Raw genomic sequence first — 23,338 nt, forward strand, 5'->3', positions numbered from 1 at the left:
GGCGCGGGGTCCTACGCGTCGCCGTCGAACATCGACGTCACGGAGCCGTCGTCGAAGACCTCGTGGATGGCGCGGGCCAGCAGCGGAGCGATGGGCAGGATCGTCAGGCGGTCCCAGGTCTTCTCCGGCGGCAGCGGCAGGGTGTCGGTGACGACGACCGAGTCGATGAATTCCGAGCTCAGGAGCTCGACCGCCGGGTCCGAGAAGACGGCGTGGGTGGCCGCGACGACCACGCCGATCGCGCCCGCCTTCTTCAGCGCCTCGGCCGCCTTCGCGATGGTGCGCCCGGTGTCGATGAGGTCGTCGACGAGGAGGCAGACGCGGCCCTTCACCTCGCCGACGATCTCGTGGACGGAGACCTGGTTGGCGACCTTCGGGTCGCGGCGCTTGTGGATGATCGCCAGCGGGACGCCGAGCTTGTCGCTCCAGATGTCGGCGACGCGGACGCGGCCCATGTCGGGCGAGACGATGGTGAGGGTCGAGGGGTCGAGCTTCTCGCGGAAGTGCTCGAGCAGCACCGGCATCGCGAAGAGGTGGTCGACGGGGCCGTCGAAGAAGCCCTGGATCTGCGCCGCGTGGAGGTCGACCGACATGATCCGGTCGGCTCCCGCCGCCTTGAAGAGGTCGGCGACGAGGCGGGCCGAGATCGGCTCGCGCCCGCGGCCCTTCTTGTCCTGGCGCGCGTAGGGGTAGAACGGGGCGACCACGGTGATCCGCTTGGCGGAGGCGCGCTTGAGCGCGTCGACCATGATCAGCTGCTCCATCAGCCACTCGTTGATCGGGGACGTGTGCGACTGGAGGACGAACACGTCGCCTCCGCGGACCGACTCGCCGTAGCGGACGTAGAGCTCGCCGTTGGCGAAGGTGCGCCCCTCGGTCGTGACGAGCTCGGTCCCGAGCTCGGCGGCGACCGCTTCCGCCAGTGCCGGATGCGCCCTCCCCGAGACGAGGACCAGGCTCTTCTTGTTGCTGGCGGTGATGCCGGTCACTGTGCTCCGCTTCCTCCGGTGGGCGCCTGGTCGGATCCGGTGGGATCCGACGCCAGGGCCGCCTCGGCGGCGTCGGCCGCTGCGGTGCCCGGACGGTGGGTCTGCACCCACCCGGCCATGTTGCGCTGCGGAGCGACGGTGATCCCGAGGGCTCCGGCGGGGATGTCCTTGCGGATGACCGTGCCGGCGCCCGTGTACGCTCCGTCACCGATTCTAACGGGGGCGACGAAGACGTTGTGCGACCCCGCACGCACGTGCGAGCCCACCACGGAGGACGCCTTGCTCACCCCGTCGTAGTTGGCGAAGATCGAGCCGGCGCCGATGTTCGACTCCTCGCCGATGACCGCGTCGCCGACGTAGGAGAGGTGCGGGACCTTCGATCCCTCGCCGATGACGGCGTTCTTGGTCTCGACGTAGGTGCCGATCTTGCCGCGGGCACCGAGCACGGTGCCGGGGCGGAGGAACGAGAACGGGCCGACCTGGGCCTTCGCGCCGATCACGGCGAGCGTCGCGTCGGAGCGCTTCACGACCGCGTCCTCGCCGACCTCGCAGGAGTCGAGCGTGGTGTCCGGGCCGATGACCGCGCCGGTGGCGATGACGGTCGGGCCCTTGATCTGCGTGCCCGGGAGGATCTCGACGTCCGGGGCGAGGACCGCGTCCACGTCGATCCAGGTGGTCGCCGGGTCCTGGATCGTGACGCCCTCGAGCTGCCAGCGGCGCACGATGCGCGCGTTGAGCTCGAGCGCCGCGTCGGCGAGCTGGGCGCGGTCGTTGATCCCGGCCACGAGCCAGCGGTCCTGCACAGGGACGGCCTCGATCGCGCGGCCGGCGGCCTTGAGCGCGGCGGCGGCGTCGGTGAGGTACTTCTCCCGCTGAGCGTTCTCGGTGCCGATCGCGCCGATGACCGAGCGGAGCGCGGCGGCGTCGAAGGCGTAGACACCGGCGTTGATCTCGGTGAGGTCGAGCTCGCCGGGGCTCGCGTCCTTCTGCTCCACGATGGAGGCGAAGGCGCCGTCGGCGCCGCGGACGATCCGGCCGAAGCCGGTCGGGTCCTCGAGCACGCAGGAGAGCATGGTGAGCGCGTTCGCCGCGGCGAGATGCTCGTCGACCAGGCGGCGGAGGGTCGGCGCGTCCAGCAGCGGGACGTCGGCGCTCAGCACGACGACCGTGCCGGCGAAGGACTCCGGGAGCGCCGCGAGGCCCTGCTCGACCGCGCGGCCGGTGCCGGGCGTCTCGTCCTGGTCCACCACCAGCGCGGAGGGGGTGTGCTCGAGGACGGCCTCGGCGACCCGGTCGCGCTCGTGGCGCACCACGGTGACGACGTGCGCCGCGTCGAGCGAGGCGGCCGTGTCGAGCACGTGCCCGAGCAGCGGCCTCCCGGCGAGGCGGTGCAGGACCTTCGGGGTGCGGGACTTCATGCGGGTGCCCTGGCCTGCCGCCAGGATCACGACGGCGAGCGTGCTGTCTGCCATGTTCTTCGCGTTCTCCTCCGTGAGCGCACCGTCCTGGTGCCGCTCCGCCACCAGGATTCGAACCTGGACCGGACAGCTCCAAAGGCTGCCGTGCTGCCGTTACACCATGGCGGACCGCGCGATCGCGCGCCGTCCATCCTGCCACCCCCGCGCCCGAGGCGGGGCCGGGGGCGCGGGCGGCCGTCGCTCGGGCGGACGACGGCGGCCCGGGAGGTCCCCGCCTCCCGGCCCGTCCGCCTCCCGGCGTCCCCCGAGCCGCCCAGCCGCCACAATGGACGGGTGAGTGCGAATGACGAGGTCGACGGGATCGTCGACGCCTGGGTCCGGGAGCGGCCCGATCTCGACTTCACGCCGCTCCAGGTCTTCTCGCGGATGCGCCGGCTGGCCAAGCAGCTCGAGCGCGCGCGCGGCAGCGCCTTCGGCCGGTCCGAGCTCGAGACGTGGGAGTTCGACGTGCTCTCGGCCCTGCGGCGCGCGGGAGCGCCCTACCGGATGAGCCCCAAGCAGCTCCTCCAGGCGACCATGGTCACCAGCGGCACCATGACCAACCGCATCGACCGGCTGGTCGAGCGCGACCTGGTCGAGCGCCTCGACGACCCGAACGACGGGCGCGGCGTGCTGGTGCAGATGACGCCGTCGGGGCTCGCCCGGGTCGACGCGGCGATCACCCGCCTGGTCGACGCGGAGCAGGAGCTGCTCGGCGCGCTCACCCACGCCCAGCAGGAGCGGCTGGCGCAGCTCCTCCGGAAGCTCTCCCTCGACTTCGGCTGAGCCGGTCGGCCCGGGCCCGCGACGGCGGCCCGCCCACGCGGTACGGGACAGCTGCCGGTGCCGCGGAGCAGAGCGGCGTCAGCCCTCGAGCTGCTCCGAGAGCTCCAGCCAGCGCAGCTCGAGCTCGGCCGTCTCGTCCTCGTAGGCGCGGAGCGAGGCGTTGAGCGCCAGGATCCCGTCGTAGTCGTCCTGGTCGTGCGTCGCCATCTTCTCGTGCACGGTCTTCGTCAGCTGCGTGAGCTTGTGCAGGCGCCGGTCGATCGCCGACACCTCCTTCTCGGCGGTGCGCCGCTCGGCCCCCGCGAGTCCGCTCGACGCCGGCGCGGCGGAGGAGGAGCCCGACGACGCCGCCGCGGGCGCACCCTTCTCGAGCGCGCGGCGCAGGTCGAGGTACTGCTCGACGCCGCCGGGCAGGTGGCGGAACGCGCCGTCCATCACGGCGTACTGCTGGTCGGTGACGCGCTCGAGCAGGTACCGGTCGTGCGAGACGACGAGGAGGGTGCCCGGCCAGGAGTCGAGCAGGTCCTCGATCGCGGCGAGCATGTCGGTGTCGAGGTCGTTGGTCGGCTCGTCGAGGATCAGCACGTTGGGCTCGCTGAGCAGGATGAGCAGGAGCTGGAGCCTCCGGCGCTGACCGCCCGAGAGGTCCTTCACGGGCGTCGAGAGCTGCGCGCTCGAGAAGCCGAGCCGCTCGAGCAGCTGGCCCGGGGTCATCTCCTTGCCGCCAATGGAGTAGCTGGTGCGCTGCTCCGCGATGATCTCGCGGACGGGCCGGTGCTGGACCCCGGTCAGCTCGCGCAGCTGCTGGTCGAGGATCGCGACGCGCACAGTGGTGCCGCGCTTCACCCGGCCGCTCGTCGGCTCCACGCTGCCCGCGACCAGGCCGAGGAGGGTCGACTTGCCGGCGCCGTTCACGCCGAGGATGCCGGTGCGCTCGCCGGGCGCGATCCGCCACTCGATGCGGTTGAGGACGGTCCGCTCGCCGTAGCGGACGGTGACGTCGAGCAGGTCGACGACGTCCTTGCCCAGGCGCGAGACGGCGAGCTGCGAGAGCGAGACCGAGTCGCGCACCGGGGGCTCGTCCTCGATCAGCTGGTTCGCGGCGTCGATCCGGAACTTGGGCTTGGCCGTGCGGGCGGGGGCGCCGCGCCGGAGCCAGGCGAGCTCCTTCTTCATCAGGTTCTGGCGCTTGGCCTCCATGGTCGACGCCATCCGGTCGCGCTCGACGCGCTGCAGGATGTACGCCGCGTACCCGCCCTCGAACGGCTCGACGAGACGGTCGTGCACCTCCCAGGTGGCGGTGCAGATCTCGTCGAGGAACCACCGGTCGTGGGTGACGACCGCGAGCCCGCCCGATGACGCCGCCCAGCGGCGCTTGAGGTGCTCGGCCAGCCAGGCGATGCCCTCGACGTCGAGGTGGTTGGTGGGCTCGTCGAGGAAGACGACGTCCCAGTCGCCGACGAGCAGCTTCGCGAGGGCGACCCGGCGCCGCTGGCCGCCCGAGAGGGAGCCGACCACTCCGTCCCAGGGGACGTCGCGCAGCAGGCCCGCGATCACGTCTCGGGTGCGCGCGTCGCCCGCCCACTCGTGCTCCTGGAGCCCGCCGACGACGGCCTGGGCGACGGTGAGGTCCTCGTCGACCGTGTCGGCCTGGTCGAGCATCCCGAGCGTGACGCCGCGGCGGTGCGTGACGCGGCCGCTGTCCGGCTCGATGCGCTGCGCGAGCAGGCGCAGGAGGGTCGACTTGCCGTCGCCGTTGCGTCCGACGATCCCGATGCGGTCGCCCTCCTCGATCCCCAGGGAGACGTCGTCGAAGATCACGCGTGTGGGGTACTCGAGTCGCAGCGCCTCGGCGCCCAGCAGATGTGCCATAGGGATCCAGCCTAGGCGGTGCCGCCTGAGCGGTCCGCCGCGGGTCGATCACAGTGCGGGCGGGTCGCGGCCCCCGGACCTCAGCCCGCGGGTGCCGGCTGCGAGACGGACACCGAGCGGCGGTGCAGTCCCGTGGCGCCGTCGGGGGCGGGCGGGCGCTCGACCGTGGTCTGCACCGTGCCGTCCGCGTCGGTGGCGCGCACGGTCACGACGTGGTCGCCGACCGTCGCGTCCCACTCGAGGACCCACTGGATCCACGTGTCCGCGGTGACCTGCTCGGCGAGGCGCGCCTCCTGCCAGGCGCCGCCGTCGATCTGCACCTCCACCTTCGCGATGCCGGTGTGCGGCGCCCAGGCGACTCCCGCCACGGCGACCGTCCCCGCCTCGACGGGCTGGCCCTGGCGCGGCACATCGATCCGCGACTCGATCTTGATCGGACCGCGCTCGGTCCAGCCGCGCGTCGACCAGTACGCCAGGTCCTCCGCGAAGGTCGTGACCTTCAGCTCGACGACCCACTTCGTCGCCGAGACGTAGCCGTACAGGCCGGGGACGACCATCCGGACGGGGAAGCCGTGCTCGACCGGGAGCGGCTCGCCGTTCATCCCGACGGCGAGCAGGCTCGCGCGGTCCTCGTCCTGCAGCACGTCGAGCGGGCTGGAGGCGGTGAAGCCGTCGATGCTCCGCGAGAGCACCATGTCGGCGCCGGCGGTCGGCCGGGCCCGGGCCAGCAGCTCTCGGATCGGGTAGCCCAGCCAGAGGGCGGTGCCGATCAGGTCGCCGCCGACCTCGTTGGACACGCAGGACAGGGTGACCAGGTGCTCCTCGAGCGGCAGCGCGAGCAGCTCGTCCCAGGTGATCTCGATCTCCTCCTCCACCATGCCGGTGATCTTCAGCGACCAGTCGGCGGGCTCGACCGACGGCACCGAGAGCGCGGTGTCGATCCGGTAGAACGAGGAGTTGGGAGTGACGTAGGAGCTGATGCCGTCGATGTCGTCGAGCACGGCGCCCGCCGGGACGGGCGCGGCGGCCGAGGCGGGAGCCGGCAGGGACACGGCCTCGCGCACGGCCGTAACGGCGGCGGAGGCGGACGTGAGGAAGCGGGCGCCGATGCCGGCGGCGACCGCGGCGACTCCGGCGATCCCGACCAGGCGGAGGAACGACCGGCGGTCCGGGGAGTCGCTCTCGCGCTCCTCCTGCCAGCCGCGGAGGCGGACGGAGGCCGAGCGGAGCACCGCGGCACCGGCCACCATGCCCACGACGCTCGGCGCCGCGTCGATCCCGGACGCGCCCTCGCGGCTGACGGCGGCGAGCGCACCGGCGCCCGCGACGACGGCCAGCAGCAGCACGCCGAACGGCGGGCGGCGGTACTCGAGGACCCCGGCGCCGACGGCCAGCAGCGCGATCGCGAGGCCGATCGAGACCAGCAGCACGAGCTTGTCGCCGGTGCCGAAGAGCGCGATGACCGTGTCCTTCACGCCCGGGGGCACGATGTCGATGACGAAGCCGCCGACCGCGACCAGCGGACTGCCGCCCGCTCCGGTGAAGACCGCGACGACCTCGGCGGCCGCGAGGGCGACGACGGCGGCCACGATCCCGGAGAGGATCGCGAAGAGGGTGGCGCGGCGGGACATGAGCGGCACTCTAAGCCACGAGGTCGGAACTTCTCTGCGGACCGTCTGTGGAGGGCGCAGGGCGCGGGGCTCCCGCGCCCCGCTCCGGAGGCACCGCCTCCGCGACTAGGTCGACAGCAGGCGCGCCCCGTGTACCGGGCCGGAGACCCTCACGGCGCTCAGCCGCGCGGAGCTCAGCTCGCGCTGCAGGTCGGCCGCCGCATCGGCGTCCGGAGCGAGGAACGCCACGGTCGGTCCGGACCCCGAGACGAGGCCGCCGAGCGCCCCGCGGCCCTCGCCGAGCTCGAGGATGCGGGCGAGCCCGGGCTGCAGGTGCAGCGCCGGCGCCTGGAGGTCGTTGTGCATCGCGTCGGCGAGCATGGCGGCGTCGCCGGCGCGGAGGGCCTGCAGCACGTTGGGGTCGATGGCGGGGGTCGCCGAGATCGGGCGGAAGTCGTGCAGGTGGCGCTCGCGGTGCCGGTCGAGCTCGCTGTAGACCTCGGGGGTCGACAGGCCCTCCTCCGAGAGGACCAGCACCCACTCGAAGCGGCCCTTGGCGAGCGCCGGGCTCAGCTCATCGCCGCGGCCGACCCCGATCGCGGTGCCGCCGGTGAAGGAGAAGGGGACGTCGGCGCCGAGGCTCGCGGCGATGCCGAGCAGCTGCTCCCTCGTGCAGGCCGTGCCCCAGAGCGCGTCGCAGGCGAGGAGGGTCGCGGCAGCGTCGGCCGAGCCGCCGCCCATGCCGCCGGCGATGGGGACGTTCTTCTCGATCTCGAGGTGCACGCCGCCGCGGTAGCCGGTCGCCCGGGCGAGCGCCCGAGCCGCCTTGATCGCGAGGTTGGAGCCGTCGACGGCCAGGCGGGAGGTGTCGATCGAGCCCGAGAAGGAGACCGAGAAGTCGGCCGCCTCCTCCGCGAACACGTCCTCATAGAGGGAGAGCGACTGGAACGCGGTGGCCAGCTCGTGGTACCCGTCGTCGCGCACGGCGCCGACCTTGAGGAACACGTTGATCTTGCCGGGCGCCCGCGCGTGGACCCGGTTCGACGTCGCGCGGTGGGCCATGCATCCACGCTACAGGGTGGCGGAGGCGCCCTCGTCCGCACCCGGGGCGGGCTCCCCGTCGCCGTCCGCGTCGTCCCCGTCGGTCTCCGCCAGCGACCCGTCGGGCACCGCCGCGCCGCGCACGGGGACCCGCGCCGGATCGAGCTCGCGGCCCAGGCGGACGAAGGCGGCGACGTCCAGCTCCTCGCCGCGCGCGGTCTGCGGGACGCCGGCCCGCTCGAGCGCGACGATCGCCGCGGCGCTGTCGCCGAAGAGGGTCGCGAGCGACTGGCGGAGCATCTTCCTCCGCTGCGCGAACGCCGCGTCGACGACCGCGAAGACGGCGCGGCGCAGGGTCTCGTCGCCCGGCTCCTCACCGCGGTCGAACGCGACGAGCACGCTGTCGACGTTCGGCACCGGCCAGAAGATCTGACGCGAGACCGCGCCGCCCGTCGTCCAGGAGCCGAACCACGCCGCCTTGACGCTCGGGCCGCCGTAGACCTTGGAGCCGGGACCGGCGGCGAGCCGGTGCCCGACCTCGGACTGCACCATCACCACTCCGGACCGGATGCTGGGGAAGTGCTCGAGGAAGTGCAGGAGCACCGGCACCGAGATGTTGTACGGGAGGTTGGCGACGAGCCGGACCGGCTCCCCCGGCAGGTCGAGCACCTTCATCGCGTCGGCGTGCACGACCGCGAGATCGGCGCCCGGCGCCATCAGCTCGACGGTGCGCGGCAGCTGCTCGGCGAGGCGCCCGTCGATCTCGACGGCCACGACCTGCGCGCCCGCCTCGAGCAGGCCGAGGGTCAGCGATCCGAGGCCGGGGCCGATCTCGACGACGGTCTCCCCCGGGCGCACCCGAGCGAGCTTGACGATGCGGCGGACCGTGTTGGCGTCGTGCACGAAGTTCTGGCCGAGCTTCTTGGTCGGCGTGACGTCGAGCAGGCCGGCGAGGTCGCGGATCTCGGCCGGGCCGAGCAGGCGCGGGATCGCGGCGGCCGTCGGCTCGGCGGCGTGGCGGCCGCTCATGCGAGGGGTCCGACCGGCTCCGTCGGCTCGGAGCCGACCTCGCCGCCCCACTCGCCGTACACGGCCTCCGTGTTCGACGCGATCGTCGCGGCCAGGTGGCCGACGTCGGTCTCGAGGGTCGCGGCCATCGAGCGCAGGGTGTGCGGGAGGAGGTAGGGCGCGTTCGGCCGGCCGCGGAAGGGCGACGGAGTGAGGTACGGCGCGTCGGTCTCGACCAGGATGAGGTGCCGCGGAGTCGCGACGAGCGCCTCCCGCAGCGGCTCGGCGTTCTTGAACGTCACGGTGCCGGCGAAGGAGAGGTACCAGCCCTCGTCCGTGCACATCCGCGCCATCTCCGCGTCCCCGGAGAAGCAGTGGAAGACGGTGCGCTCGGGGGCGCCGACGCGGCGCAGGGTCTCGATGACCTCGCGGTGCGCGTCGCGGTCGTGGATCTGCAGCGCGAGGTCGTGCTCCTTCGCGATGCGGATGTGCTCCTCGAAGGAGCGGAACTGCGCGGCGCGGCCGCTCTCGCCGGTGCGGAAGAAGTCGAGCCCGGTCTCGCCGATGGCGCGCACCCGCGGCTGCTCCGCCAGCTCGGCGATCACGGCGAGGGCGGCGTCGAGCTCGCCGCGCTGCTCCAGCTCGGGCGCCTCGTTGGGGTGGATCGCGACGGCGGCCAGCATCCGCGGCTCGCTCGCCGCCTGCTCGGCCGACCAGCGGCTCGTCTCGACGTCGGTGCCGACCTGGACGACGCCGCGGACGCCGACGGTGGAGGCCCGGTCGAGCTGCTCGCGGTGGTCGAGCGGCTCGAGGCCGTCGGCGATCTCGAGGTGCGTGTGGTTGTCGTAGACGGGGACGACGAGCGCCTCGGGCAGCGGCGGGTACGTCAGGTCGCGGCCGGACGAGGCCTCGCGGGAGCGGACGTGCTGGCTGTCGGTCATGCGCTCCAGGCTACCGGGAGGGCTCGCGGAGGCCGGAGTCCCGGGTGGACGCGGGCCGAGAGGCGGCCGCCGAGGCGCCCTGAGCGGATCGGGTCAGCACCCGATCGGATCGGGACAGCCCGCCTCCCGCGCCGCAGGGAGGCTGGAGCCATGACAGACACCGAGCTCCTCGCCCACTCCGCACCCGGCTCCCTCGCCGGGCGCCATGCCCTCGTCACCGGATCCTCGAGCGGGATCGGCGCGGCCATCGCCCGCCGGCTCGCCGGGGCCGGCGCTCACGTCCTCGTGCACGGACGCGACCCCGAGCGGGTCGGGTCCGTCGTCCGCGGCATCCGCGCCGACGGGGGCACCGCCTCCGCGCTCGTCGCCGACCTCGCGGGCACGCCGGAGGAGACCCGCGCCGTCGCCGCCCGGGCGCTGACCCTCCTCGACGGGCGGATCGACGTCCTCGTCAACAACGCCGGAGTGTTCCCGGTGGGGCCGACCGCCGACCTCAGCGACGCCGACGTCGAGTCCCTCCTCACCACGAACATCCGCGTGCCGCACCAGCTCGTCGCGGCGATCGCCCCGGCCATGGCCGAGCGCGGGAGCGGAGTGGTCGTCAACATCACCTCGTGGATGGGACGGGTGGGAACGCCCGGGACCGCGCTCTACCCCGCGACCAAGGCAGCGCTGGAGCACCTCACGCGGGCGTGGGCGGCCGAGTACGGCCCGAGCGGCGTGCGCGTGGTCGCCGTCGCGCCCGGCGCGACCCTCACGCCCGGCAATGAGCACGCCGCCGCGATCCTGGAGCAGATGACCGCGTCCGCCCCCGCCGGCCGGCCCGGACGTCCGGACGAGATCGCCCTGGCCGTGCGCTGGCTCGTCTCGGACGAGGCCTCGTACGTCCACGGCACGACGCTCGACGTCGACGGAGGCATCGTCGGCGCCCGCGTCTGACGCCGCGGTACGCGCCGCTCGGAGTCCCCGCGACAGCGCCCGCCGCTCAGTGGATCTGGACGAGCGGCCCGGGGTGGAGCGCAGCGTCGGCCGCGGGGGTCGTCTCGTAGGCGCGGCGGTAGTCGCGCCCGAAGTGCGACGCGCTCGCGTAGCCGACCGCGGCCGCGGCCTGCGCGGCGGTGTCGCCCCGGACCAGGAGCAGCCTCCTGGCCTCCCCCAGGCGGAGCCGCCGCAGGTAGCCCAGCGGCGACATCCCGGTCAGCTCGCGGAAGCGGCGGGTGAGCGTGGGCACGCTGGTGCCCGCCTCCGCGGCGAGCGCGCCGAGGGTCCAGCCGCGCGAGAGCGACGCGCTCATCGCCTCGACCGCACGGGAGACGGCCTCCGAGCGGACGGTGCTGGACGCGGCCAGCAGCCGGGGCGCCTGGTCCGTCTGCAGCAGCCGCAGCACGAGCTCGCGCGTGATCGCGGGGGCGAGCACCGGGATGTCGGCGGGGGCGTCGAGCAGACGGAAGAGTCGGCGCAGCGAGTCGGCCATCTCCTCCGTGACCGTGCCGATCCGCGGGGCGGGAGCCCGCGGGGCCGTCCGGGGGGCGAGCGCCGCGATCTCGGCCACCACGAGCGGGTCGAGACGCCAGTTGGCCGACAGGAAGTCGCCGCGGTCGCCGGTCTCCACGACGGCCGCGACCACCGGCAGGTCGACGGGGGTGATCAGGAAGCGGCCGGCGCCCCACCGCTCGTCGGAGTCGCCGACCACCGAGCGCTTCCGGCCGGCCAGCACCAGGCTGAGGGTCGGCGGGAACCGGGTGTAGACGAGCTCGGTCGGAGCGGTCACCCGGTGCAGGCGCAGGGCGAGCGCGGCGGCGCGCTCGGGGTGCCCGACGTGGCGCCGGGTGAGCTCGGCCGCCTGCCCGAGAGCGTCGAGGACCTCGCGCGTCATCTGCGCCCCGCCGTCCCCGGAGCGGAGGGCCGCTCGCACCCGGCGCCTCGCGTTCGGATCGCGGTCATCGTGCACTCTCCTGCGGATCCTCCGCCGGCGACTCCGCGCCGCTCGGCTGCTCCGTCCACGGGTCGAGGCGCGGACGTCAGGACGCGGGAGCCTCGATGCGCGGGAAGAGCGCGGCGAGCGTCCCGACGGTCGTGCCGACGGGGAGGACCCCCCACCGGCCCGCCTCGCGGATCGGCTGCGCGGTGAGGGCGCCGAGCGACTCCGTCACGCCGAGCGCCTCCCAGAGGGACGCCGTCGCGCGCGGCACGACCGGCGAGAGCAACACGGCCAGGGCGCGGAGCCCCTCCGTCGCGGTGTAGAGCACCGTGCCGAGGCGCTCGCGCTCCTCGCGCTTGGCGAGTGCCCACGGCTCCTGCTCGGTGATGTAGCCGTTGAGCTCCTCGACGATGCTCCACACGGCGGTGATCGCGTCGTGGATCGCGAGCGCGTCGATCGACCGGTCGGCCGACGCGGCGGCCTCGGCGACGATGCGCTGCACGCGCTCCTCCGCCTCGGTCGGCTCCCCCGGCGCGGGCACGACGCCGTCGTAGTAGCGGTGCAGCATCGCGACGACCCGCGAGGCGAGGTTGCCGAAGCCGTTCGCGAGCTCGGACTGGTAGCGCGCCGACAGGTCCTCCCACGAGAACGAGCCGTCCTGGCCGAAGGTGATGGCCCGGAGGAAGTAGTAGCGGAAGGCGTCGGAGCCGAAGGTGTCGGTGATCTGCTCGGGCGCGATGCCGGTGAGCTTCGACTTCGACATCTTCTCGCCGCCGACCAGCAGCCAGCCGTGGCCGAACACCTGCCGGGGCACCTCGAGGCCCGCGGCCATGAGCATGGCGGGCCAGATCACGGCGTGGAAGCGCAGGATGTCCTTGCCGACGATGTGGGTCGCGGGCCAGCGGCGCTCGAACTCCGCCTCGTCCTGGCCGTAGCCGACCGCGGTGATGTAGTTGAGCAGCGCGTCGAACCAGACGTAGACCACGTGCGAGTCGTCCCACGGGACCTTCACGCCCCAGTCGAAGCTGGAGCGGGAGATCGACAGGTCGGCCAGGCCCTGGCGGACGAAGCTGACGACCTCGTTGCGCGCCGACTCGGGCTGGACGAAGTCGGGACGCTCCTCGTAGAGCGCGAGCAGCCGCTCGGTGTACTCGCTCATCTTGAAGAAGTAGTTCTTCTCCTTCAGCAGCTCGACCGGCTTCGAGTGGATCTTGCAGACGTACTGGCCGTCGTAGTCGCCGGTGCCCTCCTCGAGGTCGGACAGCTGCTTGTACTCCTCGCAGCCCACGCAGTAGTAGCCCTCGTACTCGCCGGTGTAGATGGCGTCCTCGTCGTACAGCTTCTGCAGGAACTTCTGGACGTTGACCTCGTGCCGCGCGTCCGTGGTGCGGATGAAGTCGTCGTTGGCGATGTCGATGGTCTCGAGCAGCGGCTGCCAGGCGGTCCTCACGAGGCGGTCGGCCCACTCCTGGGGGGTCGTGCCGTTGGCGGTGGCGGTGCGGAGGATCTTCTGGCCGTGCTCGTCGGTGCCGGTCAGCAGCCAGGTGTCGTCGCCCGCCTGGCGGTGCCAGCGGGTGAGCACGTCGGCGGCGACCTCGGTGTACGCGTGCCCGATGTGCGGGACGTCGTTCACGTAGAAGATCGGGGTCGTGAGGTAGAAGGAGGCGCCGTCGGACATGGCGACCATCCTATTCACCGCGCGGCACCGCTCCCGGCGTGTGACGGAGGCCGTGGACGACCGGCCGCGATCGCCGCCGGGGAGGGAGCCCTCAGCCGCGGCGGGAGGCGAGCGCCGCCTCGTAGAGCGCGCGGCGCGAGAGCCCGGTGATCTCGGCGACCTCGGCCGACGCCTCCTTGAGCCGCGATCCGGCCTCGACGCGGGCCAGCACGTCGGCCAGCGCGTCCTCGAGCGACGCCTCCCTCGCGGGGGCTCCCTCGACGACCAGGCAGATCTCGCCGCGCAGGCCGTCGGCCGCCCACTCGGCCAGCTCGGCCGCCGTGCCGCGCCGGACCTCCTCGAACATCTTGGTGAGCTCGCGGCAGACGACGACGCGCCGCTCCGGGCCCATCGCCTCGACCAGGTCGGCGAGCGCGTCGCCGATCCGGTGCGGGGACTCGAAGAAGACCATGGTGCGGCGCTCGTCGACGAGCGCCCGGAAGGTCGAGACCCGCTCGCCGTGCCGGCGGGGCAGGAACCCCTCGAAGCTGAAGCGATCCGTCGGGAGCCCGGACACGGCGAGCGCCATGAGCACCGCCGAGGGACCGGGCAGCGCGGTGACCGCGACTCCGGCCGCCACCGCCGCCTCGACCAGGTGGTAGCCCGGGTCCGAGACCGTGGGCATGCCCGCGTCGCTCAGCACGAGCAGGTCCTCCTCGCGGGCCAGCTCCACCAGCTCGGCGGCGCGCTCGCGCTCGTTGTGGTCGTGCAGCGCGTAGAGGGCGGGCCGGTTCTCGACGCCCAGGGCGCGCATCAGCTGGATGGTCACGCGCGTGTCCTCGGCGGCGACGTGGCGGGCGGAGCCCAGCGCCTCCACGAGCCGGCGGGAGGCGTCGCCGAGGTTTCCGATGGGAGTGCCGGCGAGGATGATCATGCCGCCAGTCTCCCAGGCCGGGTCCGGGGCCTCCCGCCGCGGATCGCCGCCGTCCCGGGAGGAGGCGCCCCGTTAGCATGGCCGGGTGACGGACCGACCGCAGCGCGACTTCGACGACCTGCTCCTGGACGCGGCGGGATCGGCGCGCTCGGTCCCGGTGGAGCCCGCCGAGGCGTCCGCACCGCGGGAGCGCACCCCGCTCCCGGACGTGCCGCGCGGCTCCTGGTTCGACGACCTGCACGCCCGGCTCGTCGCCTCCCCCGCGCGCCGCCGGCTGTACGAGCTCGGACTGCCCTTGCTGGTGGTCGCCCTGGCCGCGGTGCTGCGGCTGTGGAACCTCGGCCACCCGCGCTCGCTCGTGTTCGACGAGACCTTCTACGTGAAGGACGCCTGGACCCTCTGGAACCTCGGGTTCGAGGGCGCCTGGCCCGAGAACCCGGACCCCGGCTTCGCGGCCGGCGACGTGGACACCTTCACGGGGGCGCCGTCCTTCGTGGTGCATCCGCCGCTGGGCAAGTGGATCATCGGGCTCGGGATGGGCGTGTTCGGCGCGGACGACAGCGTCGGCTGGCGCGTCGCGACCGCCGTCGTGGGGATCCTCGCCGTCGCGCTGGTGATCGTGATCGGCCGCCTCCTGTTCCGCTCCACCCTCCTCTCCTCCTTCGCGGGGCTGATGCTCGCGCTCGACGGCCACGCGATCGTGATGTCGCGGGTGTCGCTCCTGGACGGGATCCTGATGTTCGTCGCGCTCTGCGGGGTCGCGGCGGTGCTGCTGGACCGGCGCTGGGCCGAGCTGCAGCTGGCGCGGAAGGTGGCGGCGGGAGCGCTGCCGAGCTGGGGGCCGGTCCTGTGGTGGCGGCCCTGGCTGCTCGCGGCCGGCGTGCTCTTCGGCCTGGCCGCGGGCGTGAAGTGGACGGGCGTCTACTTCCTCGCGGCGTACGGCGTGTACGCGGTGGTCGTCGACGCGCTGATGCGGCGCCGCGCGGGCGTGCCGTTCTGGGGCAGCGGCGCGATCCTCAAGCAGGGTCCGGTCACCTTCCTCCTGGTCGTGCCGATCGCCCTGATCGCCTACCTCGTCACCTGGACGGGCTGGCTGCGCACCTCCGGCGGATGGGCCCGGCAGTGGGCGTCGGAGGCCCCCGGCAACGCCTGGACCGGGGCTCTGGCGTGGGTGCCGGACTGGGCGCAGAGCCTCTGGCACTACCACGTGCAGATGTACGACTACTCGATCAACCTGCGGGCCTCGCACCCCTACGAGGCGAACCCGCTCACCTGGCTGCTCATGCTCCGGCCGACCAGCATGTACTTCGTCGACCAGGCGACGGGCGTCGACGGCTGCACCGCCGCACGCTGCGACGAGGCGATCACCTCGGTCGCCAATCCGCTCATCTGGTACGCCGGAGTCCTGGCGCTGGTGTACCTCCTCTACCGGCTCGCGCGGTACCGGGAGTGGCGCGCCGGCTTCGTGCTGATGGGGATCGTCGCGGGCTACCTGCCGTGGCTGCTGTACCTCGACCGCACGGTGTTCCAGTTCTACTGCGTCGTCTTCGAGCCCTACATGATGCTGGCGCTGGCGCTGACGGCCGGGATGGTGATCGGGAGTCCGGGTGACGAGCGGAGGCGGCGCACCCGCGGCGTCCTCGTGGTGCTCGTCTTCGCGGTGGCGGCGGCGGCGCTGACGGCCTACTTCCTGCCGCTCTGGATCGGCGCGCAGACCTCCTTCACCTTCTGGCAGGCCCACATGTGGCTGCCCTCGTGGGTCTGATCCGGCGGCTGGGCCCGGGAGTCGCGGCCTGCGCCGTCGCGGCGGTGATCGCGGCCCTGCTGCACGCGACGGTGCCGGCAGTGCCGATGCTGACCGCGGCGGTCGCGCTCGGGATCCTCGTGGCGCAGCTGCCCGCGGCGCGCCCCCTGCTGAGCGGGGCGCTGGCGCCGGGCCTGAAGTTCTCGTCCCGCTCGCTGATGCGCACCGGCATCGTCCTGCTCGGGCTGAAGCTCTCGCTGATCGACATCGCTGCGCTGGGCTGGGGCGCGATCCTGGTCGTCGTCGGGATCGTCCTGGCCACCTTCGGCCTGACCTGGGCGCTGGGCCGGGCGCTCCGGCTGCCCGGGCAGGAGCCGCTGCTGCTCGCGGCGGGCTTCTCGATCTGCGGGGCCTCGGCGATCGGCGCGATGGCCGGAGCGACCCGGGCGAAGGAGCAGGAGCAGGCGACGCCGGTCGCGCTGGTGACGCTCTGCGGCACGCTCGCGATCGCGGTGCTCCCCGCCCTGCAGCAGCCGCTCGGGCTCTCCGACGTGCAGTTCGGGCACTGGGTCGGCGCCTCGGTCCACGACGTGGGCCAGGTGGTGGCGACGGCCCAGGTGGCGGGTGCGTCGGCGCTGGCCGTGGCGGTCGTGGTGAAGCTGACCCGCGTGGTCATGCTGGCGCCGATGGTCGCGGTGGCGGCGGCGGTCACGAGGCGCGGCGGCGGGACCGGCGGGACGCGCCCGGCGATCGTGCCGCTGTTCGTGGTCGGGTTCCTCGCCGCGGTGCTGCTGCGCACGCTCCTCCCCCTGCCGGAGGGACTGCTCGCCGCCGCCGACACCGCGCAGACCTGGCTCCTCGCCGCGGCGCTCTTCGCGCTCGGCAGCGCCGTCCGGGTGCGCGCGCTCGTGACGACGGGGTGGCGTGCTCTGCTCGTCGCCCTGGTGTCGTGGGCGGCGATCGCGGCGATGGGACTGGCCGCGGTGCAGCTGGCGCTCTGATCGGCGCTCCGATCCGCTCGACCGCTCTGTCGCGCACGGTCGCTCTGCACTGCGGGGACGCTCTGTTACGCGATGCGTCGCTCCGGCGCGGCGGTGTCGGCGGCTCCCGCTAGCGTCGATCGCATGGCAGATCGTGAGTACGGCTTCAAGACGCGTGCGATCCACGCGGGCAACATCCCCGACGCGGTGACGGGCGCCCGCGCTCTGCCGATCTACCAGACCAGCGCCTTCGTCTTCGACGACACCTCCGACGCCGCGGCCCGCTTCGCGCTGCAGAAGTACGGCAACGTCTACTCGCGCCTGTCGAACCCCACGGTCGCCTCCTTCGAGGAGCGCGTCGCGAGCCTCGAGGGCGGCCTCGGCGCCGTCGCCACGGCCTCCGGGCTCTCGGCGCAGTTCATCACCTTCGCGGCGCTCGTCGGCGCGGGCGACCACGTGGTGTCCTCCGCCAACCTCTACGGCGGATCGATCACCCAGCTCGACGTCACGCTCCGCCGTTTCGGAGTGGACACCACCTTCGTCCGCTCGAGCGACCCGGCCGACTACGCGGCGGCGATCACCGAGAAGACCAAGGTGCTCTACGCCGAGACGATCGCGAACCCCTCCGGCGAGATCGCCGACATCGAGGGCCTCGCCGCGGTCGCGCACGCCGCCGGCATCCCGCTGATCATCGACTCCACGGTCGCCACGCCCTACCTCGTCCGCCCGATCGAGTGGGGCGCCGACATCGTCATCCACTCGGCCACCAAGTTCCTCGGCGGACACGGCACCACGCTCGGCGGCGTCGTCGTCGAGTCGGGGCGCTTCCACTACTCCCCCGAGAAGTTCCCGCTGCTGCACGACCCGGTCGCCTCCTACGGAGACCTGTCGTGGGACGGCAACTTCGGGGAGTACGGCTTCCTCACGCGCCTGCGCGCGGAGCAGCTGCGCGACATCGGGCCGGTCCTCGCTCCGCACTCCGCGTTCCTGCTCGCCCAGGGCGTCGAGACGCTGCCGTACCGGATCCAGGCGCACGTCGACAACGCGCGCCGCGTCGCCGAATGGCTCGACGCCGACCCCCGCATCGAGGCGGTCTACTGGGCCGGGCTGCCCGCGCACCCGCACCACGACCGCGCGCAGAAGTACCTGCCGAAGGGACCGGGCTCGGTCTTCAGCTTCGTGGTCAAGGGCGGCCGCGCCGTCGGCCAGACCTTCATCGAATCGGTCGACCTCGCCAGCCACCTCGCCAACATCGGCGACGCGAAGACGCTGGTGATCCACCCCGCCTCGACCACCCACGCCCAGCTCACCGAGGACCAGCTCCTCCACGCGGGCGTCCTCCCCGGACTCGTCCGCCTCTCCGTCGGCATCGAGGACGCGGACGACATCATCTACGATCTCGACCAGGCGCTCGCCCGCGCGGTCGAGGAGCACGGCACCCCCGACGCTCCGACCGAGCTCCCCGAGGACACGACCACCACCCTGCACACCCCGGCCGTGGAGGTCTGAGCATGAGCACCACCGACACCGCCGACACGGTCGTCCAGCTGTCCAACGGGCTGAGCTGCTCGGTCCCGGCGAACTCGCCGCTGGCGAAGATGCTGCGCTCGCAGCGCACCTGGGTGGGCCCCGACGCCCGCAGGCGACTCGACATCCTCCGCCGCGCGAAGACCGTGGCGATCGTCGGCGCCTCGCCGAACCCGGCCCGCTCCTCCTACTTCGTCGCCACCTACCTGCAGCAGTCGAGCGACTACGAGCTCTACTTCGTGAACCCGAACGCCACCGAGATCCTGGGGCAGCCGGTCTACCGCAGTCTCGCCGAGCTCCCGGTCGTGCCCGACATCGTCGACGTGTTCCGCAAGGCGAGCGACATCCCCGCCGTGATCGACGACGTCCTCGCCGTCGGCGCGCCCACGGTCTGGGTGCAGCTGGGGATCTGGAACCAGGAGGCGGCCGAGTACGGCGAGTCGAAGGGCCTGTCCGTCGTGATGGACCGCTGCATCAAGGTCGAGCACGCCCGCTTCCACGGCGGCCTGCACCTGCTCGGCTTCGACACCGGCCAGATCTCGGCGCGCAAGACGCTGCGCTGATCCACCGCAGACCCTCGTCGACTCCGGATCTCCGTGGCTCCTCGACGCGGGCGCGGCTCGGGCGGCGCACACCGCCGGCCCCGGCGTAGTCTCGGTGGATGAGCGCCTACGTCTCCGTCCTCGACCTGTTCAGCGTCGGGATCGGCCCGTCCAGCTCGCACACCGTCGGACCGATGCGCGCCGCCCTCGCCCTCGCCGAGCGGATACGCGACGCCGGGCTCCTCGGCCGCGTGAGCCGGGTGGGCTGCACCCTCTACGGCTCGCTCGGCTCCACCGGGATCGGCCACGGCACCCCCGACGCGGTGGTCGCCGGCCTCGCCGGCCTGGACCCCGAGACGTGCGACCCGGCGCTGGTGCGCGGGGCATGGCAGCGCCTCGACGCGGAGGGGATGATCCTGCTGGCCGGCGAGCAGCGCCTCGCGATGACGCGCGACGACGTCGTCTTCGAGCCGCGCACGAGGCTGCCGGAGCACCCGAACGCCCTCACCTTCAGCGTCTGGGTCGGCGACGACGCGCTGCCGGTGTGGGAGGAGACCTACTACTCGATCGGCGGCGGCTTCATCCGGCGCGCGGGCGAGCGCGCCGAGCTGGCTGCGCTGGCCCCGCACCCCTACCCCTTCGTCTCCGGGCTCGACCTGCTGGCGACCTGCGATCGGACCCGCTCCGGCATCGCCGAGATCGCCGCCGCGAACGAGCGCGCTCTGCACCCCGGGGTCGACATCGACGCCCGGCTCGACGCGATCTGGGACGCCATGGCCGCCTGCGTCGAGCACGGCCTGGCGACCGATGGCGTGCTGCCGGGCGGCCTGGGCGTCCGCCGCCGCGCCTCGGTGCTGCGCGAGCGGCTCGAGGCCTTCGAGGAGGACCCACTCGACCGCGCCCGCGCGACCTCGGTGGAGTGGCTCCACGCCTTCGCCCTCGCGGTGAACGAGGAGAACGCCGCGGGCGGGCGCGTCGTGACGGCTCCGACGAACGGAGCGGCGGGCATCATCCCCGCCGTCGGGCACTACTACCTCCGCTTCGTCCCGGGCGCCGACCGCGCGGGGCTGCGCCGCTTCCTCCTCACCGCCACCGCGATCGGCTCGCTCTGCAAGACGAACGCCTCGATCTCCGGTGCGGAGGCGGGCTGCCAGGGCGAGGTCGGCTCGGCCTGCGCGATGGCCGCCGGAGCGCTCTGCGCGGTGCTCGGCGGCACTCCGCGCCAGGTCGAGAACGCGGCCGAGATCGCGATGGAGCACCACCTCGGACTGACCTGCGACCCGGTCGGCGGCCTCGTGCAGATCCCGTGCATCGAGCGGAACGCGATCGCCTCCTCCACCGCGGTGAGCGCAGCCCGTCTCGCGCTGCACGGCGACGGCGACCACCGCGTCTCGCTCGACGCGGTCATCGAGACGATGCGCCAGACCGGCATCGACATGTCGTCGAAGTACAAGGAGACGAGCGAGGGCGGCCTCGCGGTCAACGTCATCGAGTGCTGAGCGCCCGTGGCGTCCGTGACCGTGCGTGACGCACGGGGGCGCACATGTCGGCGGTCGCGCCTAGCGTGGTGCGGGTGAGCACCTCCTCCGCCCCGTACCTCGCCCGGCCGATCGTCTCGACCCAGTGGCTCGCCGACCAGCTCGGCCGCGAGCACCTCGTCGTCGTCGACGCCAGCGTGCTGCTCGTGCCCGGCTTCGACGGGCGGCCCGGCTACCTCAGCGGCGACGAGCAGTACCTCCTCGAGGGGCATGTCCCCGGCGCCGTGTTCGGCGACCTGCTCGAGCAGCTGTCCGATCCGGCGGCTCCCCTGCCCTTCACCCGGCTCGACCCGGAGCGCTTCGCCGCCGCGACCGCCGCGCTCGGCATCGACGACGACTCGGTGGTCGTCGTGTACGACTCCGCGGTCGGCCAGTGGGCCTCGCGCCTGTGGTGGCTGCTGCGCTCGGCCGGGCACGACGCCGTCGCGGTGCTCGACGGCGGGCTCCCGGCCTGGCGGCGGGAGGAGCGCCCGATCGAGACGGGGCACGTCGAGCCCGCGGAGAGCGGAGGCATCAGCGTGCGCGAGGAGCGGCCGCTCTGGATCGACAAGGCCGGCGTCGAGAGCGTCGTGCGCGGCGAGGCTCCCGGGGCGCTGGTCTGCGCGGTCCCGCCGAAGGAGTTCACCGGGGAGGAGGGGCGCCGCCCCCGCCTCGGACACCTGCCGGGCTCGCGGAGCGTCCCCGCCGGGCGGCTCGTCGACCGCGCCGACAACACGCTCCTGCCGCCGGAGCGGCTGCGGTCGCTGTTCGGAGACGCTCTCCAGGCCGAGCGGATCGTCCTCTACTGCGGGGGCGGGATCGCCGCGACGGCCGATGCGCTCGCACTGGCGGTGCTCGGAGTCCACACGGCGGTCGTCTACGACGGCTCGCTCAACGAGTGGGCCGCCGACCCCGCGGCGCCGCTGGTGGTCACGGCCGCGTGAGCAGCTCCTCCGGGAGGCGGGTGGTCGGCAGGGCGCAGACGAAGGCCTCGCAGGAGTAGGCGGTCGGCAGCCCCTCCCGCGAGATCCGCCCCTCGAACAGCTCGAAGCCCGCGTCCGCCCAGTCCCGGGCGCCCTCGTCGGACACGCCGACCAGCACGCCGATCCCGGCGGACCGTGCGCCCTGCACCGCCTCCGCCGCTCCGGGGCCCACGACGACCAGCTGCCGCACCGGGCGAGCCAGCCGCGAAGCGAGCCCGAGCACGGCGCCGAAGCCCATCGGCCGGCGGACCGCGCCCGGAGCGATCGAGGCGACGAACGCCTCGGCCGCCTCCCGGTAGCGCTGCGATCCGGTGAGCAGGTACAGCTCGTGCGCCGCGTCCGCCGTCGCCGACAGGCCGGAGGGGTAGGCGCCCTCGGAGGGATCGGCCGCGAGCAGGAGTCCCCGCGCGGTCAGCGCCGGGTCCCCTCCCCCGGGCAGCGCGAACGGCAGCGGGCCGTCGGCCGCGTCGAGCGCGCCGTCGATCAGGGTGCGCGCCGCGACCGCGTAGCGCGGGCGGCCCTCCGCCAGGGCGAGCTCGAGGAGCCCGCCGGCCAGCATCCCGAGGTCCTCCAGCGCCGGGCGGGCCGCGGAGACGGCACCGTCGAGGGAGGCGCGCACCGCGACGCGGCCGTCGACGAGGTGCCGCTGCAGGACCGCGTCCGCCGCGCGCCGGGCGGCGTCGATCCACTCCTCCCGTCCGAGCACGCGTCCGGCGCGGGCGAGCGCGCGGATCGCCAGGCCGTTCCAGCCGGTGACGACCTTCTCGTCGAGAGCGGGAGGCGCGAGGCGGGACCGGTCCTCGGCGAGGTAGTAGCCGCCCTCCGAGCGCTGACCGTCGACGATGCTCTCCGAGTCCTGCGCCGATGCGAAGCCGCCGCCCGGCCGCTCGAGAGTGGTCAGGAGGAACGCGGCGACGCCCTCCGCGAGCCCGGTCAGCTCCTCCACCCGGGCGCCGTCGTGCCCGAGCAGGACGGCAGCGACGTCCAGCAGCTGCGCGTTGTCGTACAGCATCCGCTCGTAGTGCGGATCGCTCCAGTCGGCCTGCGTCGCGTAGCGGAAGAAGCCCCCATCGCGGTCGCGGAGCGGGGACGCGGCCAGCGCGAGCAGCGTGCGCTCGGCGAGCGCCGCTCCCGAGGGCCGCGAGGCCAGGAACCCGAGCACGGGAGCCACCGGGAACTTCGGGGCGCCGCCGAAGCCGCCGTGCACCCGGTCCTCCTCGTCCGCGAGTGCGCGGACGGCGCCGTCGAGCTCGGCGTCGCCGGGCAGCGCGGAGTCGGCGGGCAGCGCCGCGGTCGCCTCGCGCAGGGCCGCGGCCAGGCCGCCCGCCGTCGCCTGCACCTCGTCGCGCCGCAGCCGCCACGCCTCCGAGACCGCGTCGAGGACGTCGGAGAAGGCGGGCACGCCGCCGACGGCGCGCGGCGGGAAGTAGGTGCCGGCGAAGAAGGTCTCGCCGGCGGGGGTGGCGAAGGCCGTCAGCGGCCAGCCGAGCTGCCGGGTGAACGCGCTCGCGGCCGTCAGGTAGGCCGTGTCGACGTCCGGGTGCTCCTCGCGGTCGACCTTCACCGCGACGAAGTCCGCGTTCAGCCGCGCGGCGAGCACCGGATCCGAGAACGACTCCCGCGCCATCACGTGGCACCAGTGGCAGGTGGAGTAGCCGATCGACACCATCACCGGGACGTCGCGGCGCACCGCCTCGGCGAACGCCTCCTCGCCCCAGGGGAACCAGTCGACCGGATTGTCCGCGTGCGAGCGGAGGTAGGGGCTGACACTGGAGCGCAGACGATCGGCCATGCGCTCCACGCTAGACGTGGGCGGAGCCGCCGGTCAG

Annotated in this window: 19 protein-coding genes and 1 tRNA gene; 8 read left to right on the plus strand and 12 right to left on the minus strand. The window is 73.6% G+C overall.

The window, feature by feature from the left end; genetic code table 11:
• Positions 1-11: 11 nt before the first annotated feature.
• The 3 genes from C5D66_RS08760 to C5D66_RS08770 all read right to left on the minus strand — a co-directional run bounded on the left by C5D66_RS08760 (position 12) and on the right by C5D66_RS08770 (position 2,575).
• Positions 12-989 (minus strand): ribose-phosphate diphosphokinase, encoded by a 978-nt coding sequence (locus C5D66_RS08760; RefSeq protein ID WP_104222342.1) that lies wholly within the window; start codon positions 987-989, stop codon positions 12-14.
• Complete coding sequence (glmU, locus tag C5D66_RS08765; protein ID WP_104274334.1) at positions 986-2,461, minus strand: bifunctional UDP-N-acetylglucosamine diphosphorylase/glucosamine-1-phosphate N-acetyltransferase GlmU; 1,476 nt, start codon at positions 2,459-2,461, stop codon at positions 986-988. Before glmU ends, C5D66_RS08760 begins: the two co-directional genes overlap by 4 nt.
• A gap of 42 nt (positions 2,462-2,503) precedes the next feature.
• Positions 2,504-2,575 (minus strand) — tRNA-Gln (locus C5D66_RS08770).
• A 165-nt stretch (positions 2,576-2,740) separates the two neighbouring features.
• Between C5D66_RS08770 and C5D66_RS08775 the strand changes: the two genes are divergently transcribed.
• Positions 2,741-3,232: a MarR family winged helix-turn-helix transcriptional regulator gene (locus tag C5D66_RS08775; RefSeq protein WP_104222340.1), complete on the plus strand. Its 492-nt coding sequence runs from the start codon at positions 2,741-2,743 to the stop codon at positions 3,230-3,232.
• A 78-nt stretch (positions 3,233-3,310) separates the two neighbouring features.
• On the opposite strand, the gene C5D66_RS08780 is transcribed toward C5D66_RS08775, so the two are convergent.
• The 5 genes from C5D66_RS08780 to C5D66_RS08800 form a co-directional block, all read right to left on the minus strand.
• Entirely contained in the window at positions 3,311-5,104 is a 1,794-nt protein-coding gene (locus tag C5D66_RS08780) for an ABC-F family ATP-binding cassette domain-containing protein (protein WP_104233689.1), read from the minus strand.
• 80 nt (positions 5,105-5,184) lie between these two features.
• Positions 5,185-6,735 carry a molybdopterin-dependent oxidoreductase gene (locus tag C5D66_RS08785; protein WP_104274332.1) on the minus strand — a complete coding sequence of 517 codons (1,551 nt, stop codon included), beginning with the start codon at positions 6,733-6,735 and terminating at the stop codon, positions 5,185-5,187.
• A gap of 105 nt (positions 6,736-6,840) precedes the next feature.
• The gene (locus C5D66_RS08790; protein WP_104222334.1) at positions 6,841-7,776 is read right to left on the minus strand and encodes a 4-(cytidine 5'-diphospho)-2-C-methyl-D-erythritol kinase; all 936 of its coding nucleotides are present in this window, start codon (positions 7,774-7,776) and stop codon (positions 6,841-6,843) included.
• 9 nt (positions 7,777-7,785) lie between these two features.
• Entirely contained in the window at positions 7,786-8,784 is a 999-nt protein-coding gene (gene rsmA / locus C5D66_RS08795; RefSeq protein WP_104274333.1) for a 16S rRNA (adenine(1518)-N(6)/adenine(1519)-N(6))-dimethyltransferase RsmA, read from the minus strand.
• A complete protein-coding gene (locus C5D66_RS08800) occupies positions 8,781-9,704 on the minus strand; it encodes a TatD family hydrolase (RefSeq protein WP_104222332.1) in 924 nt (307 codons plus the stop codon). The genes rsmA and C5D66_RS08800 overlap by 4 nt, the downstream gene beginning before the upstream one ends.
• A 150-nt stretch (positions 9,705-9,854) precedes the next feature.
• On the opposite strand from C5D66_RS08800, the gene C5D66_RS08805 reads away from it, so the two are divergent.
• A complete protein-coding gene (locus C5D66_RS08805; protein WP_104274307.1) occupies positions 9,855-10,643 on the plus strand; it encodes an SDR family NAD(P)-dependent oxidoreductase in 789 nt (262 codons plus the stop codon).
• A gap of 46 nt (positions 10,644-10,689) precedes the next feature.
• Here C5D66_RS08805 and C5D66_RS08810 read toward each other — a convergent pair whose 3' ends face one another.
• From C5D66_RS08810 to rsmI, 3 genes are all read right to left on the minus strand, one after another.
• Positions 10,690-11,655 carry an AraC family transcriptional regulator gene (locus C5D66_RS08810; RefSeq protein WP_258061306.1) on the minus strand — a complete coding sequence of 322 codons (966 nt, stop codon included), beginning with the start codon at positions 11,653-11,655 and terminating at the stop codon, positions 10,690-10,692.
• Positions 11,656-11,725: 70 nt separating this feature from the next.
• Positions 11,726-13,303 carry a methionine--tRNA ligase gene (gene metG, locus C5D66_RS08815; RefSeq protein WP_104274308.1) on the minus strand — a complete coding sequence of 526 codons (1,578 nt, stop codon included), beginning with the start codon at positions 13,301-13,303 and terminating at the stop codon, positions 11,726-11,728.
• 91 nt (positions 13,304-13,394) lie between these two features.
• On the minus strand, positions 13,395-14,216 hold the full coding sequence (rsmI, locus tag C5D66_RS08820; RefSeq protein ID WP_104226923.1) for a 16S rRNA (cytidine(1402)-2'-O)-methyltransferase: 822 nt from the start codon (positions 14,214-14,216) through the stop codon (positions 13,395-13,397).
• A gap of 85 nt (positions 14,217-14,301) precedes the next feature.
• Here rsmI and C5D66_RS08825 point away from each other — a divergent pair, with 85 nt between their 5' ends.
• From C5D66_RS08825 to C5D66_RS08850, 6 genes are all read left to right on the plus strand, one after another.
• The gene (locus C5D66_RS08825) at positions 14,302-15,981 is read left to right on the plus strand and encodes a dolichyl-phosphate-mannose--protein mannosyltransferase (RefSeq protein ID WP_258061305.1); all 1,680 of its coding nucleotides are present in this window, start codon (positions 14,302-14,304) and stop codon (positions 15,979-15,981) included.
• Positions 15,972-16,961 (plus strand): YeiH family protein, encoded by a 990-nt coding sequence (locus C5D66_RS08830; protein WP_258061304.1) that lies wholly within the window; start codon positions 15,972-15,974, stop codon positions 16,959-16,961. Before C5D66_RS08825 ends, C5D66_RS08830 begins: the two co-directional genes overlap by 10 nt.
• Before the next feature lie 123 nt (positions 16,962-17,084).
• Complete coding sequence (locus tag C5D66_RS08835; protein ID WP_104226921.1) at positions 17,085-18,449, plus strand: O-acetylhomoserine aminocarboxypropyltransferase/cysteine synthase family protein; 1,365 nt, start codon at positions 17,085-17,087, stop codon at positions 18,447-18,449.
• A 2-nt stretch (positions 18,450-18,451) separates the two neighbouring features.
• Complete coding sequence (locus tag C5D66_RS08840; protein ID WP_104274309.1) at positions 18,452-19,030, plus strand: CoA-binding protein; 579 nt, start codon at positions 18,452-18,454, stop codon at positions 19,028-19,030.
• Positions 19,031-19,128: 98 nt separating this feature from the next.
• Positions 19,129-20,508 (plus strand): L-serine ammonia-lyase, encoded by a 1,380-nt coding sequence (locus tag C5D66_RS08845; protein ID WP_104274310.1) that lies wholly within the window; start codon positions 19,129-19,131, stop codon positions 20,506-20,508.
• A 74-nt stretch (positions 20,509-20,582) separates the two neighbouring features.
• On the plus strand, positions 20,583-21,470 hold the full coding sequence (locus tag C5D66_RS08850; RefSeq protein WP_181067946.1) for a sulfurtransferase: 888 nt from the start codon (positions 20,583-20,585) through the stop codon (positions 21,468-21,470).
• On the opposite strand, the gene C5D66_RS08855 is transcribed toward C5D66_RS08850, so the two are convergent.
• Positions 21,457-23,301, minus strand: a complete 1,845-nt coding sequence (locus C5D66_RS08855; protein WP_104274312.1) for a thioredoxin domain-containing protein — start codon at positions 23,299-23,301, stop codon at positions 21,457-21,459. The genes C5D66_RS08850 and C5D66_RS08855 overlap by 14 nt on opposite strands.
• Between the last annotated feature and the right edge of the window lie 37 nt (positions 23,302-23,338).

This window comes from Rathayibacter sp. AY1B4, from assembly GCF_002932815.1.
Classification (GTDB): Bacteria; Actinomycetota; Actinomycetes; order Actinomycetales; family Microbacteriaceae; genus Rathayibacter.

What these genes read in the sequence shown, in the direction of transcription:
- glmU (WP_104274334.1), bottom strand. Translation starts at nt 2,461, where the DNA reads ATGGCAGACAGCACGCTCGCCGTCGTGATCCTGGCGGCAGGCCAGGGC.
- C5D66_RS08780 (WP_104233689.1), bottom strand. Translation starts at nt 5,104, where the DNA reads ATGGCACATCTGCTGGGCGCCGAGGCGCTGCGACTCGAGTACCCCACA.
- C5D66_RS08785 (WP_104274332.1), bottom strand. Translation starts at nt 6,735, where the DNA reads ATGTCCCGCCGCGCCACCCTCTTCGCGATCCTCTCCGGGATCGTGGCC.
- C5D66_RS08790 (WP_104222334.1), bottom strand. Translation starts at nt 7,776, where the DNA reads ATGGCCCACCGCGCGACGTCGAACCGGGTCCACGCGCGGGCGCCCGGC.
- rsmA (WP_104274333.1), bottom strand. Translation starts at nt 8,784, where the DNA reads ATGAGCGGCCGCCACGCCGCCGAGCCGACGGCCGCCGCGATCCCGCGC.
- C5D66_RS08800 (WP_104222332.1), bottom strand. Translation starts at nt 9,704, where the DNA reads ATGACCGACAGCCAGCACGTCCGCTCCCGCGAGGCCTCGTCCGGCCGC.
- C5D66_RS08805 (WP_104274307.1), top strand. Translation starts at nt 9,855, where the DNA reads ATGACAGACACCGAGCTCCTCGCCCACTCCGCACCCGGCTCCCTCGCC.
- metG (WP_104274308.1), bottom strand. Translation starts at nt 13,303, where the DNA reads ATGTCCGACGGCGCCTCCTTCTACCTCACGACCCCGATCTTCTACGTG.
- rsmI (WP_104226923.1), bottom strand. Translation starts at nt 14,216, where the DNA reads ATGATCATCCTCGCCGGCACTCCCATCGGAAACCTCGGCGACGCCTCC.
- C5D66_RS08835 (WP_104226921.1), top strand. Translation starts at nt 17,085, where the DNA reads ATGGCAGATCGTGAGTACGGCTTCAAGACGCGTGCGATCCACGCGGGC.
- C5D66_RS08840 (WP_104274309.1), top strand. Translation starts at nt 18,452, where the DNA reads ATGAGCACCACCGACACCGCCGACACGGTCGTCCAGCTGTCCAACGGG.
- C5D66_RS08845 (WP_104274310.1), top strand. Translation starts at nt 19,129, where the DNA reads ATGAGCGCCTACGTCTCCGTCCTCGACCTGTTCAGCGTCGGGATCGGC.
- C5D66_RS08855 (WP_104274312.1), bottom strand. Translation starts at nt 23,301, where the DNA reads ATGGCCGATCGTCTGCGCTCCAGTGTCAGCCCCTACCTCCGCTCGCAC.